Origin of the sequence: Paraburkholderia sp. HD33-4, from assembly GCF_021390635.1 — a bacterium.
In the GTDB taxonomy this organism is placed as follows: Bacteria; Pseudomonadota; Gammaproteobacteria; order Burkholderiales; family Burkholderiaceae; genus Paraburkholderia.
Window position 1 is genome coordinate 122,344 of the sequence record NZ_JAJEJS010000003.1, and the last position, 13,215, is coordinate 135,558.

The 13,215-nt window shown below is 62.4% G+C and carries 13 protein-coding genes; 7 read left to right on the forward strand and 6 right to left on the reverse strand.

Annotation, left to right across the window (positions count from 1 at the left end; all coding sequences use genetic code 11):
• Nucleotides 1-46: 46 nt before the first annotated feature.
• From L0U84_RS35185 to L0U84_RS35200, 4 genes are all read right to left on the reverse strand, one after another.
• On the reverse strand, nucleotides 47-1,195 hold the full coding sequence (locus L0U84_RS35185; protein ID WP_267940123.1) for a porin: 1,149 nt from the start codon (nucleotides 1,193-1,195) through the stop codon (nucleotides 47-49).
• 229 nt (nucleotides 1,196-1,424) lie between these two features.
• Nucleotides 1,425-2,957, reverse strand: coding sequence for a methyl-accepting chemotaxis protein (locus L0U84_RS44090; protein ID WP_326491228.1), 1,533 nt, complete (start codon nucleotides 2,955-2,957; stop codon nucleotides 1,425-1,427).
• Nucleotides 2,958-2,990: 33 nt separating this feature from the next.
• Nucleotides 2,991-3,359 (reverse strand): hypothetical protein, encoded by a 369-nt coding sequence (locus L0U84_RS35195; RefSeq protein ID WP_233857231.1) that lies wholly within the window; start codon nucleotides 3,357-3,359, stop codon nucleotides 2,991-2,993.
• Nucleotides 3,360-3,366: 7 nt separating this feature from the next.
• A complete protein-coding gene (locus L0U84_RS35200; RefSeq protein WP_233857233.1) occupies nucleotides 3,367-3,636 on the reverse strand; it encodes a DUF4148 domain-containing protein in 270 nt (89 codons plus the stop codon).
• Nucleotides 3,637-4,025: 389 nt separating this feature from the next.
• Between L0U84_RS35200 and L0U84_RS35205 the strand changes: the two genes are divergently transcribed.
• A complete protein-coding gene (locus tag L0U84_RS35205) occupies nucleotides 4,026-5,711 on the forward strand; it encodes an FAD-dependent oxidoreductase (RefSeq protein WP_233857235.1) in 1,686 nt (561 codons plus the stop codon).
• A 5-nt stretch (nucleotides 5,712-5,716) separates the two neighbouring features.
• Nucleotides 5,717-5,926 carry a DUF2783 domain-containing protein gene (locus L0U84_RS35210; RefSeq protein ID WP_233857237.1) on the forward strand — a complete coding sequence of 70 codons (210 nt, stop codon included), beginning with the start codon at nucleotides 5,717-5,719 and terminating at the stop codon, nucleotides 5,924-5,926.
• Between the two features lie 42 nt (nucleotides 5,927-5,968).
• Here L0U84_RS35210 and L0U84_RS35215 read toward each other — a convergent pair whose 3' ends face one another.
• Together L0U84_RS35215 and L0U84_RS35220 are read right to left on the reverse strand one after the other, a co-directional pair.
• Nucleotides 5,969-6,823, reverse strand: a complete 855-nt coding sequence (locus tag L0U84_RS35215; RefSeq protein ID WP_233857239.1) for an IclR family transcriptional regulator — start codon at nucleotides 6,821-6,823, stop codon at nucleotides 5,969-5,971.
• A 5-nt stretch (nucleotides 6,824-6,828) separates the two neighbouring features.
• On the reverse strand, nucleotides 6,829-7,632 hold the full coding sequence (locus L0U84_RS35220) for an IclR family transcriptional regulator (protein ID WP_233857241.1): 804 nt from the start codon (nucleotides 7,630-7,632) through the stop codon (nucleotides 6,829-6,831).
• 205 nt (nucleotides 7,633-7,837) lie between these two features.
• Between L0U84_RS35220 and L0U84_RS35225 the strand changes: the two genes are divergently transcribed.
• The 5 genes from L0U84_RS35225 to L0U84_RS35245 all read left to right on the forward strand — a co-directional run bounded on the left by L0U84_RS35225 (nucleotide 7,838) and on the right by L0U84_RS35245 (nucleotide 13,186).
• Nucleotides 7,838-8,797 (forward strand): MBL fold metallo-hydrolase, encoded by a 960-nt coding sequence (locus L0U84_RS35225; RefSeq protein WP_233857242.1) that lies wholly within the window; start codon nucleotides 7,838-7,840, stop codon nucleotides 8,795-8,797.
• A 130-nt stretch (nucleotides 8,798-8,927) separates the two neighbouring features.
• Nucleotides 8,928-10,253, forward strand: a complete 1,326-nt coding sequence (locus tag L0U84_RS35230; RefSeq protein ID WP_233857244.1) for an MFS transporter — start codon at nucleotides 8,928-8,930, stop codon at nucleotides 10,251-10,253.
• A 181-nt stretch (nucleotides 10,254-10,434) separates the two neighbouring features.
• The gene (locus L0U84_RS35235) at nucleotides 10,435-10,638 is read left to right on the forward strand and encodes a hypothetical protein (protein WP_233857246.1); all 204 of its coding nucleotides are present in this window, start codon (nucleotides 10,435-10,437) and stop codon (nucleotides 10,636-10,638) included.
• Between the two features lie 184 nt (nucleotides 10,639-10,822).
• On the forward strand, nucleotides 10,823-12,718 hold the full coding sequence (locus L0U84_RS35240) for an FAD-binding monooxygenase (protein ID WP_233857248.1): 1,896 nt from the start codon (nucleotides 10,823-10,825) through the stop codon (nucleotides 12,716-12,718).
• Between the two features lie 27 nt (nucleotides 12,719-12,745).
• Entirely contained in the window at nucleotides 12,746-13,186 is a 441-nt protein-coding gene (locus tag L0U84_RS35245) for a MarR family winged helix-turn-helix transcriptional regulator (RefSeq protein WP_233857250.1), read from the forward strand.
• Nucleotides 13,187-13,215: the final 29 nt, after the last annotated feature.

Genomic DNA, 13,215 nt, shown 5'->3' on the forward strand with positions numbered 1-13,215 from the left:
TGGGGTGCTTTCCATCCAACCGCTTTTGCGCGCGCCTTGCTCGACGTCAGAACGTGTGCCGGATACCCGCGATCACGGAGAGCTGCGAACTGCCCGGCGGCGGCGTGGGAACCGGTGTAATGGTGGTCGCCGCATCCGCGAGAGTGCCGTAGTTGTGGATGTGATCGGCCGTCACGTAGAGAAACGTACGCTTTGACAGCAAGTACTCTCCACGCAACACGAGCACCAGCGCCTTGTTGGGCGAATCGTCGTATTTGATCCCCGCCACCATGGCGTCGACATAAAAGAACGGCGTCACCGGCACGGTGCCCGTCACCCACACCAGATTGCTCTTCGGAGTCTTGATGCCCTCATCATCGCGCCTGATCCAGCCCACCCCGATCTTGGCGTCCTTGATCTTGAAGTAGCCGCCCAACGTGAAGCGGCTGTCCGTAAGCTGCGGCGAAGTGAGGCCGCCAAACGTGCCCGACGTGCCGCCATAGTCACGCTCGTAGGAGGTGGCCACGCCCCAGGTATGCGCGTCGTACTTGACCATTGCCGAATATTCCCGGCATTCGTTCGAGGGCGTCGTCTGTCCCGGACAATTGGCGGCGGCAGCGCTCGCCGGGTCACCGTTGACGGCATCGCGACCGAAACTATAGTTCACCCCGGCTTCGAGACCGCCGCGAAAATACCGGTAGCTCACGGAGTTGTCAGCCCGGGCATTGGCGATTCCGTTGTCGAGCGTGGTGAGGCCTTGCGCGCCTGTGCCGAACGGATTGATAAACGAGGTGGCAAAGAACCGCATCGTGTATTGCCGACCGAACGTCAAACGCCCGTACGTGGTGTCGTCGAGACCGAGGTAGGATTGCCGCCCGAACAGACGCCCCCCTTGCCTCGAGGTTCCATTGCTCGGCATGAAGCCGCCTTGCAAATCGAATATGGCTCTCGTGCCGCCGCCCAGATCCTCACTACCGCGGATTCCGAAATAGGATGTCGCGGTACCATCGCCCATGCGAAAGGCGTTGGTGGTGCCCTTCTTGCCGTTGGCCACGTTGTTGACGTACTCCACCCCTTGATCGATCAACCCGTAGATCGTGACCAGGCTGCCACCCCCTGATTGACTCGCGGCCCCGCTCCCGTCTCCAGCGTGTGCCCATCTCGGCGCAAGGCTCATCAACGCCGCGCAGGCACATATCGCGCTCCTGTACTTCATGATCGTTGCTGTCTCCGTCTATTGGGCCACGATTCGCGTCGGCGGCAAACTGGAATCAGTCACCGCCGCAGCGAGGGCCACGTCTTTAGGTTTGTTTGTAACGCAATGAAATTTTGCCAGCGCCACACCACAGGTCTATTGAGAAAAACGGCTTCGTGCTTGAGCGAACGGTTAAGTGCAGCGTCATCGATCGGGACGGCCTCCGAGACCGACTCCATGTCGGAGCCGCTCAGAGCCGAAACTGCGAGACGCAGTCGACGAGCTGCGCGGCCTGTTGCCTCAACGTCTCGGCCGCCGCGGCGCTTTCCTCGACGAGCGCCGCATTGCGCTGCGTGACCTGATCCATCTGGCTGACCGCGGCGCCCACCTGCTCGACGCCGGTGCTTTGCTCCGCGCTCGCCAGGCTGATCTCATCGACGATGCCGCGCAGCTGCCCGATCGCCTCGACGACGTTCGTCATCGTCGCGCCGGCCTCGCGGACGAATGCACTGCCTTGATCAACACGCTCGACACTCGCCGCAATCAACATCCGTATCTCGCGAGCAGCTTGCGCACTGCGTTGCGCGAGGCCGCGCACGGCTGTTGCGACGACGGCGAAGCCGCGACCCTGCTCGCCCGCGCGCGCCGCTTCGACCGCGGCGTTCAGCGCGAGGATATTGGTCTGCGCGGCAATCTCGTTGACGATGCCGATGATGTCGCCGATCTTGCGCGAGCTCGCGTTGATGCCCTTCATGGTTTCGACGACCGCGCCTACCGCATTGCCGCCCTGTGCGGCAATCGACGACGCGCCGAGCGCGAGTTCACTCGCTTCGAGTGCATTCCCGGCGTTCTGCCTGACCGTGGCGCTGAGCTGCTCCATCGACGATGCCGTTTGCTGGAGTGCGCTCGCCTGCTCCTCGGTGCGCTCGCTCAAATAGGCATTGCCCGACGCGATCTGCGTCGCCCCCGTCGCAATCGCATCGCTGCTCGCACGCACCTGTCTGACGATCCGCGTGAGCGCCGTCGTCATCTCCAGCATGGCGGCCATCAGGCTATCGGAGTCCCCCGGTCGCAAACGCAGATCGACATTGAGATTGCCCTGCGCAATCTGACGGGCCGCTTCGCGTGCATCGTCGGGTTCGCCGCCGAGCTTGCGGGTAATCGCGCGCGAAAAGCTCAGGGCGATCGCGAGGCCTGCGACGATGATGATCGCCATGACGCTGATGCTCGCGATCACCGCGCGCCTCTGCTTCGCTTTGGCGAGTGCGATAGCCGCGGATGTGTGCGCGACGATTGCGGCGCCTGATTCGCGCAGAACGATCGCCGAGTCGCGGTCGATGCCGTCGGTCGCCCGATCGCCGACGACGACGTCGAAACCCGCCGCCTCGAACTGCTCGAGTCCCTTGCGAAACGCCTGTTCCATCGACTTGTGAAGCACGTTGAAGCGCTCGATCTTCGAACGGGCTTCACCGGGCGGCAAATCGCGGGCGAGCCTTTCCGTAATGGCCTGCGCCGCTTCCCCATACTTCTGGTATGCACTCCAGTATCTGGAGAATTGCCGAGGATCCTTGCCTCGAATCAGAATGTCCTTGCCGTTCTGCACCTCGTTCTTGAATGCAACGAGTGCATCGTCGACCTCGCGTGCCTGCGCATCGTCGACTTCGATCAGATTCTCGTAAGTGTTGGCGGCGTCGTTCATCTGGAAAACGCCGAAGAGCCCCGCCCCCGCCGCGACTAGCAAAGCCGTGCCTAGCGCCAGCGGAATTTGATGCACGAGTTTCATTGATTACCTTGCGAAGTGCCCGTCTACCGCGGGTCATCTCCACTTCAATTTTTCTTGATGACGTGCCGTCGTGCGGGCCGGGCGGGTGAGCGTTGAGACGGTGGTCGTGCACGACTCACGCCACCGATGGTGGGTTGCGTTGTCTCGCGTGTTTTTAATGCAGCGGGATTTTTGCCAGCGCGTCGCGCGCCGGTCCATTGAGAAATTCGGCGTTCCGCTTGAGCGGATGGTTAAGAGCGCCGTCGCAAAACCGCAAAACAGAACGCCCGCTTTGCGCGAGCGTTTCTCCGTCAGTGCCTGAATCAACCCTTCCCGCCGCGTTTCGAACGACGCTTTCGAAACAGCCTCGCAGCCAGCAACGATCGATTCGTCGATACGCGCGTCCAGCCGTGACGACGCCAATCACAGCTCATTTGCCGGACTGTACCGTACCGCCCAGCGCTGGGCCGTAGGCGCCGTTTGCGTTGGCCTGTTGATGCGCCAAGACAGCTTGGGCACGTTGCAGACTACCCGGACAATTCCCCGGACAATCAGCGAACGGGTTGTAGCCGGCCTTTTCGAGTTCTATGAGTTGCGCGCGAACCTGCGCGCGCGTGAGAGGCTCACTCGACTGGGCGAGCGCAAGTGCCGGTACGAGGACGAGTGCGGTGACGAAAGCGGCTCTGATCGACAAGTTCATTTCTTACCCTTCTAACGTAGATTGTGCCGCGAGTGCCCGTGGCAACGAGTTAGCATTTCACACTAGGGTAAGTACTTAGGCTATTGAATAAAGACGCAGCAGGTTTGAGTCTTTCGTTAAGACGCTACGGGCCTCGATCAACCCGACGACTACTGTCGCGACATCCCCGTGAATTGCAGACGACATCGATTCTCATAGTCTTTGCTCACATTCACTGATCACCAGCGCTAAACGCTCAGGCCCGCTTCTTAGGGTGCCGGCACACGTCGGCACTAGGGTAAACACAGATTCGATCGCCCAAAAACCTTTATAGAATGGCAAACATTAGCAAGGAGCAACAATGCTTGCTATAGATTAATCTAAGACACCCCGCAGAACCCGGAGACGCCATGCAGATCGACTACCAAACGATGCGGTTCGACTACGAGCGAGCCGCCGACCACGATGCCGTTGCACCGGTCACCTACCCGGTCGTCGTGATCGGCGCCGGCCCGGTAGGGTTGTCCGCGGCCATCGATCTGGCCCAGCAGGGCGTTCGCACCGTGCTGCTCGACAACGACGACACGCTGTCGAGCGGTTCGCGCGCGATCTGTTTCGCGAAGCGAACGCTGGAAATTTTCGACCGGCTCGGCTGCGGCAAGCAGATGGTCGACAAAGGCGTGAGCTGGAACGTCGGCAAGGTGTTCCTGCAGGATGAACTGATCTATACCTTCAACCTGCTCCCCGAAACGGGCCACGCGCGGCCTGCGTTCATCAACCTGCAGCAGTACTACGTCGAAGGCTATCTGGCGGACGAGGCGCAGCGAACCGCGAATCTGCAGATGCGCTGGAAAAGCAATGTGATCGGTGTGACCCAGCAAGACGACCATGTCGAGTTGCAGGTCGAAACGCCGGACGGCATTTATTCGCTGCGCGCGCAATACGTGGTCGCCGCCGACGGCGCGCGCAGCGCGGTGCGCAAGGCACTCGGTCTCGACAGCCACGGTCGCACCTTCAAGGACCGATTCCTGATCGCGGACGTGAAAATGAAGGCGCCGTTTCCGACCGAACGCTGGTTCTGGTTCGATCCGCCCTTCCATCGCAATCAATCGGTATTGCTGCACAGGCAACCCGACAACGTCTGGCGCATCGATTTCCAGCTCGGCTGGGACGCCGATCCGGTCGCGGAAAAACAGCCTGAAAAAGTGATTCCGCGCGTGAAAGCGCTGCTCGGCGACGATGCCGAATTCGAGCTTGAATGGGTCAGCGTCTACACGTTTTCGTGTTTGCGGATGGACAGTTTCCGGCATGGCCGCGTGCTGTTCGCGGGCGATTCGGCGCATGGCGTATCGCCGTTCGGCGCGCGCGGCGCGAATAGCGGCGTGCAGGACGCCGACAACCTCGCCTGGAAGCTGCGCCTCGTCGTCAACGGCGACGCGCCGCCTGCGCTGCTCGATACCTATGCCTCCGAGCGCGAATATGCGGCGGACGAAAACATCCTGAACTCATCGCGCGCCACCGACTTCATCACGCCGAAAAGCGCGGTGTCGCGGATGTTCCGCGATGCCACGCTGAAGCTCGCGAAGGAATGTCCGTTCGCGCGGCGCCTCGTCAACAGCGGCCGGCTATCGGTGCCGGCGGTTCTGCGCGACTCGCCGCTGAACACGCCCGACGCCGACGCGTTCTGCGGCGCGATGGTGCCCGGCGCGGCAAGCACCGACGCGCCGGTCAAGCTCGATGGCGCAGACGCCTGGTTCCTGAATCAGATCGGACATGGCGGCTTCACGGGTGTGCACTTCTGCGGCCAGGGAGACGACCTGACGAAATGCGCCGATGAACTCCGCGCGCTCGCAGGCCTCGCGGTTCCGGTTCACTCGTTGATCGTCGTGCCGCGTGGCGCGGCCGCGACCGCCCTGCCCGACATGCCTCATGTCACGGTGATCGAGGACGTCGAAGGCATCGTCACGCATCGTTTCGACGCGCGGCCCGGCACGTTTTATCTGCTGCGTCCGGACCAGCACGTCTGCGCGCGCTGGCGCGTCCTCGACACCGTATCGGTCGCCAAGGCCGTCGATCGTGCAACCTGCAACGGATAACCATCATGACCAAGCTGAACATCGAAACGAACATGGCCGATCCGGACGCGTTCTATGAAAAGCTCATCGACGCGCACAACGGACTGACCGACGAGCAAAGCCATTTCATGAACGCGAAGCTCGTGCTGCTGCTCGCGAACCACATCGGCGATGCCGAGGTGCTGCTCGAAGCGCTCGCGCTGGCGCGTGCGGGTGTGACGCCGCAGCCTGCGTGATCAAGCCACCGCGCGCCGCGTGACTCGAGCCCAGCGAAGGTATCAGCGCCCGATCCAGCCGAACCGCCACGACAGCCGTCGTGTCGTGGCGAGCAGCCTCTGCGCGGTCGTGCCGTGCGTGCTGAAATCAAACCCGCCCGACGGGCCGATCACCGCCACCACCAGACTGACGCTGCCCGTGTGATCGAACACGGGCGCCGCCAATGCGCCGATGCCCGGCACCGGCGCATCGAGTGCGTCATCGATGCCGTCGCTCACCACCTTCGCGCGGCGTGCCTGATAGGCCGGCGCCAACGACGGCACGCCTTTTTTCGGCGCCGCGAGCATTTCCACAGCAGACGCGCCCGCGAGCCGGATCGATTCCTGCGACAACAGCCCGACCAGGACGTCGTCTGCGAGATGCGCGGCGAACACGCGCCCTATCGCCGTGTTGACGAGCGACATCACGGTGCCCACGCGCAGGCTCACGTGCTGCGGTCGCGCCGATTCCTCGAAGCGGATCACGGTAGGACCCAACGGTCCAAGAATCGCCACCGCGACGCTCATGCCGGACTCCGCCGCGAGCGTGACGATCTCCGGTTCGGCATCGCGAATCGGCGACATGCGCTGCAACGCGATCAGGCCGAGTTCCATGCCGAGCGGTCCGGCGCTGAAAAGACCCGCGTCGTCGCGGCTCAGCAAGCCCACCTTGAGCAGACTCACCAGATGCGGAAACGCCTTGGCGGCGGGCATATCGGCGGCGGCGGCCAGATCACGCAGCGACAGCGGACGGCCCGCGGCAACGAGTGCCAGCAGGAGTTCGCCGGTGTTGTCGAGCGCGCTGATCCCGCGCTGGGCTTTCGTGTCGTTGAGTTGAGGCGGGTTCGCGTCGGGGGCGTCCGGGGTTTCGATCTGCATGATTCTCAGGTGGGGGTGACCAGCGCTTCGGTGATACGTCGGGACGTTTCGAGCAACTGACGTGCAACCGCGCCATCCCACGCGACGTCGATCGAGCCCGACGAGCCGATCGCCGTCAACGCGAGTTGCATTCGTTGGTCGCCATCGAACACCGGCACGCTCAGACTGCTGATGCCCGGGCTCGGCGCATCGATTCCTCGCTCGATGCCGCGAGCACGGATCTCATCGAAGCGTTTGCGCCACTCCGTGCTGGCCAGCCCTTTTGCAGCGCGGCCGCGGGCCGGCGTCGACTCGGCCGACTGCGCCTGGCTGCGCGCCATTTCCGCAACCTGCTCGGGCGCGCAGAACGCGCAGAAGACCCGGCCAGTCGAGGTTGCTTCGAGCGACATCACGGTGCCGATGTGCAGATTCACATGCAGCGGTGCACCGCTGCGCTCGTATCGCACGATGGTCGGTCCCTGCACGCCCGCCACGCAGATCGCCACGCAAAGACCGATTTGCTCCGCGAGCGCGGCCGCATGGGGTGCCGCGATGCGATAGACCGCCTGCTGTTCGATATGCATCAGGCCAAGTCGCAACGACAGCGGCCCCGGCTCGTAGTTTCCGGTTAGCGCGTCGCGCTTGACGAGGCCGAGGCGTGTCAGGCTCACCAGATACGTATGCGCCTGCGCCGACGACAGTTGCGCCGCGCCGGCCAGTTCGGTCAGCCCGAGCGGCTCGCGCTGTCGCGCCAGTGCCTGCAGCAGACGTCCGCCGACCTCGACGCTTTGAATGCCCCGCTGTTTCTTTTCGCTTGTCGTATCAGCCATCGTGTTGTGCAACCTTGACCCGGCCGAGATTCGCCCCGTTCGGTGTCGCCCGTGGAAGGCCTAAATGGTATCCGATCGGACCGTGCCGACCAACCAGCGGAGTTTACCCTAGCTTAGTGAATGACAAGGTATTTTGTCATTGACAAATATTCGCATGACGACGACTATTAGTCATCCCCCAACGAGTCGTGAGACGGAGACAGACATGGCGAAGGCTTTCGCATCCCAGGCCGACCTGGAAGAAAAGAAGATCACGTGGACCCAATTGTCGGAAAACGCGTATGCGTACACGGCCGAGGGCGACCCTAACTCGGGCGTGATCATCGGCGACGACGGCGTGCTGATCGTCGACACCACCGCCACGCCGGCCATGGCGCAAGACCTGATCGCGAAGATCCGCAGCGTCACCGACAAGCCGATCAAATACGTCGTGCTGTCGCACTATCACGCGGTGCGCGTGCTGGGCGCGTCGGCGTACTTCAAGGAAGGCGCGCAGCAGGTGATCGCGAGCCGCGGCACCTACGAAATGATCGTCGAGCGTGGCGAAGCCGATATGAAGTCGGAGATCGAACGCTTCCCGCGCCTTTTTGCAGGCGTCGAAACGGTGCCCGGTTTGACCTGGCCGACGCTGGTGTTCGAAAAGGAAATGACGCTGTTTCTCGGCAAGCTCGAAGTGCGCATCGCGCATCTCGGCTCCGGCCACACGAAGGGCGACACGGTCGTCTGGCTGCCGTCGCAGAAGGTGTTGTTCTCCGGCGACCTGGTCGAGTACGACGCGGCCTGCTACTGCGGCGACGCGCAACTCGAACAATGGCCGGCAACGCTCGAAGCATTGCGCGCGCTGAACGCGGAGAAGCTGGTGCCTGGGCGCGGTCCCGCGCTGCTGTCGCCCGCGGAAGTGAACAAGGGCCTCGACTACACGAAAGACTTCGTCACCACGCTGTTGCAGGCGGGTCGCGACGCATTCAAGGACAAGCTCGATCTGAAAGGCGCGATGGCGCTCACGCGCAAGACCATGGACCCGAAGTTCGGCCAGGTCTTCATTTATGAGCATTGCCTGCCGTTCGACGTGTCGCGAGCGTACGACGAAGCAAGCGGTATCAGCCATCCGCGCATCTGGACCGCGCAGCGCGACAAGGAAATGTGGGACGCGCTGCAGAACTGATCTGATCGACCCCGCACTCTCAGGAAAGACCGTCCGGTCTTTCCTTCTTCCCGTTCAAACCATGAAGGCGCGCTAGACGCCTCGGGCGCGCTCGTCTTCGCACAGGCGCGCTCCGCACCTGGAGCGAGACATGCAGCATTCCCTCGATGGCAACGCCGTAGGCCATACCACGCCCGTCGCGAGCGACGATTCGATGTTCAGGAAAGTCGCGTGGCGTATCGTGCCGTTTCTGTTTCTTTGCTACGTCGTGTCGTTTCTGGATCGGATCAACATCGGCTTCGCGCAGTTGCAGATGAAGCACGATCTCGGCTTCAGCGATGCGATGTATGGACTCGGCGCGGCGGTGTTCTACGTCGGCTATGTTTTGTGCGAAGTGCCGAGCAATATTCTGCTGGCCAAATACGGCGCGCGCAAAACCTTCATGCGGATCATGCTGCTGTGGGGCATTGCGTCGATGTGCATGATGTTCGTGTCGAAGCCCGCGCACTTTTACATCCTGCGCTTCATGCTGGGCGTGTTCGAGGCGGGCTTTTTCCCCGGCATCGTGCTGTATCTGACGTACTGGTTTCCCGACAGCCGGCGCGCCGCCGTGATCTCGGTGTTTTTCGCGGGCGTGGCGGTCGCGGGCGTGCTCGGCGGACTGTTCTCCGGGTGGATCATGCGCGACATGAGCGGCGTGCTGAGCCTGTTCGGCTGGCAGTGGATGTTTGCGATCGAAGGCGCGCCCGCTGTGATCCTGGGTTTGCTCTCGTGGCGTTATCTGGTCGACAAGCCGCACGATGCAAGCTGGCTCACGCAAGCGGAAAAGGACCGGGTCGTCGCGCTTTGCGCGCAAGGTCAGGCGAAAGCAAGCGGGCATGATAGTCGCAGCTTTGCTGCCGCGTTGCTCAATCCGCGTGTTTATCTGTTCGCGTTCATTTATTTTTCGCTGACCTGTGCATCGCTGACGCTCAACTTCTGGATGCCGTTGATGATCCGTGATTTCGGCGTTCAGGATGTCGTGGCGGTGAGTCTCTATACGGTGGTGCCGAATGCGATCGGCGCGGTCGGTCTGATTCTGATTGCGCGCCGCTCGGATCGGACCGGGGAACGGCGCAAGCATTTCGCGTTCTGTACGGTGGGTGGTGGTCTCGCGCTTGCGGCGCTTACGCTGCATCTGAGCAGCTTTCCTGCGATTCTGGCTATTTTGTCTCTTGCCGCAGTGTTGATCTTTGCGGCGCTGCCGATTTTCTGGGCGGTTCCTACCAGCTATCTGTCGGGGAAAGCGGCTGCTTCGGGGATTGCGTTTATTAGCAGCATCGGCATTACGAGCGGGATCGTTAGTCCGTGGGTGATCGGGCAAATTCGTACGATGACGGGGAGTATGGATCTCGCCATCTATCTGCTTGCGGGTCTGCTTGTGGTTAGTGGGGTTGCGTTGATGGTGGGCGTTAAAGGCGACGCCGCGCGACGGTGACACGCAATCGGAATGGGCGCGAGTAGCGGTTTATCGGATCGCGTACCGGAACAGCATCGGCTTTCCGGCGAAGCTCCCGCTTTCCATCAATTCGCCGCCAACGAATGAGTGCTGTCTACGTGGTGACGGAAGGCGTCTGGACCGAATCTTGCGGATCTTCGGTGATCGGAGGAAAACGATCATGTCCAGACTACTTCTTGCAATCATCGTATCGGTGAGCATGGCGGGCTGCGTCGTCGCCCCGCCGCCCAGCTATGGCTACGGTTATGAGCCAGCGCCCACCTATGGCTATGCTCCCGGGTATTACGTCGCGCCGTCCGTGAGCCTCGGCATCGGCGTTGGCGGCTACTGGGGCGGCCATGGGGGTGGTTGGCACGGTCGCTAGATCATTCGCTCTCGACGGAAACGACGACATACGTTGACCAGGCTTCGACCGCCATTCCCACAAGTCCACCAGAGCACTCCCAAACCAGGGTAAACATCCATCCACGCACAAAGCGCTTTAAAATGGTTGGTGTACGGAGTATATTTCCGTTCAGCAGGATATCTACTGAACGGAGGACGACGTCATGCAATTCCATCTCAACGGTTTCCGGGTCGGCGATCCCACAATCGAACCCGCCATCAGCAACCCGCATGCTGCGCAAATGCCCGAAACCGTCGACGTGCTCATCGTCGGCAGCGGCCCCGCGGGACTCGTGCTGGCGGCGCAACTGTCGAAATTCCCGGGGATCAACACGCGCATCGTCGAGCGTCGCGACGGACCGCTGCAGATGGGACAAGCCGATGGCGTCGCGTGCCGTACCGTCGAAATGTTCAATGCGTTCGGCCTCAGTGATCGCCTGCTGCAAGAAGCCTACTGGGTCAACGAAACGGTATTCTGGCGACCCGATGCAAACGACCGCGGCGCGATCAGTCGTACCGGTCGAGTTCAGGACACCGAAACAGGTCTTTCCGAATTTCCGCACGTCATCGTCAATCAGGCGCGCATCCAGGAATATCTGCTAGACGTGATGCGCCGCTCCGCGCGCCGGATCGAACCTGACTACGGCCTCGAAATCGTCGACCTTCAGCGCGACGATACGAACGAATACCCGGTGCTGGTCACGCTGCGGCGTACCGACCCCGAGCGGCTCGACGAGACCGTGACCGTGCGTGCGCGCTATGTCGTCGGTTGCGACGGTGCTCGCAGCCGGGTGCGCACCGCTATCGGACAAACGCTGCGCGGCGACGCGGCCAATCATGCGTGGGGCGTGATGGATGCGCTGGCCGTTAGCGACTTTCCGGACATCCGGCTCAAAGCGGCGATCCAGTCCGCGAGCAAGGGCAACCTGCTGATCATTCCGCGTGAGGGCGGATATCTCGTGCGCTTCTACGTCGACCTCGGCGATGTCACCCCGGAGAACCGCGACAGCATCAAGCAGATCACGGTCGAGCGCATCATCGAGACGGCGCAGCGCATCCTCCACCCCTATACGCTCGACGTGAAAGAAGTGGCGTGGTTCTCGGTCTACGAGGTCGGGCAGCGCCTCACCGACCGCTTCGACGACGCCATCGCCGCCGACGGCACTTCGCGCGAACCTCGCGTGTTCATCGCGGGCGATGCGTGCCATACGCATAGCGCGAAAGCCGGCCAGGGCATGAACGTGTCGATGCAGGACGGCTTCAATCTCGGCTGGAAGCTCGGCGCCGTGCTGGAGGGACGTAGCGACGCCGATCTGCTCCGCACCTATTCGGACGAGCGCCAACCCATCGCGCAGGAACTGATCGATTTCGACAAGGAATGGTCGGCGATGATGGCCGCTCCGCCGAAGGACCCCCACCGGCCCGAGGCGGGCGGCGTCGATCCCGCCGAGCTTCAGGCGTACTTCGTTCGTGCGGGCCGCTACACGGCTGGCGTCGCAACGCGCTACCGCCCGGCCACCCTGACCGGTGAAGCGACGCATCAGGCGCTCGCCAAAGGCTTCGCGATCGGCACGCGCTTTCACTCGTCGCCGGTGGTTCGCCTCGCCGATGCAAAGCCGTTCCATCTCGGGCATGCCGCCCAAGCTGACGGCCGCTGGCGCCTGTACGCTTTCGCCGACTCGTCGCGCCGTGCGCTGGATGCGCTCTGCGAGCATCTCAACCAGTCGCCCGATTCCGTTTTGCGACTCTTCACGCCGAACGACGCCGACGTGGACAGCGTTCTCGATCTGCGCGCAGTGCTGCAGCAACCGCATCGCGAAGTCCGGCTCGACTCGCTGCCCACGCTGCTGCTGCCGCGCAAGGGTCGGCACGGCCTGATCGACTACGAAAAGGCATTTACGAGCGACGCAACGACTGATATCTTCGACGAGCGCGGCATCGATCGCGAACAAGGCGCACTCGTCGTGGTGCGTCCCGATCAATACGTGGCCCATGTTCTCCCCTTGAATGCGTACGCGGAGTTGAACGCCTTCTTCCGGCCCATCTTTCGCGTGCGTTAAACCACCACGAAATCCGACACTCCGAAATTGCCGATCAAACCTGAAGACGCCGGCGCGCTCCCCAAATTTACTGGCAGCCTGGTGCGCCGTGCCCAACAGCGCCATGCAGCGGTCTGGCTGAGCGAGGTTTCCACGGAGATCACGAGCGTGCAGTACGCCGCGCTCGAGGTCTTGCACGAGACTCCCGGCGTCAGTCAGCGGCAACTTGGAGACAAACTCGATGTGGATCGTTCGACGATTGCCGATCTCGTTGCGCGCATGGTGCGCAACGGCCTGATCGAGCGCGCCGACGATCCTGTCGACAAGCGCAGTTATGTGCTGTTTCTCACCGCTGCCGGTAAGAAGCAGCTCTCTGCGTTGCGGCCGCGCGTCGAGCAGGTCGAGCGCATTCTCACTGAACGACTGTCGGCGAGCGAATTGGCGCAGTTGCGCCGGCTGCTTGCGGCGCTGTTGCCGCCGCAGGCTTGATGCGCCAATTGATGGACGACGCGCTCGAG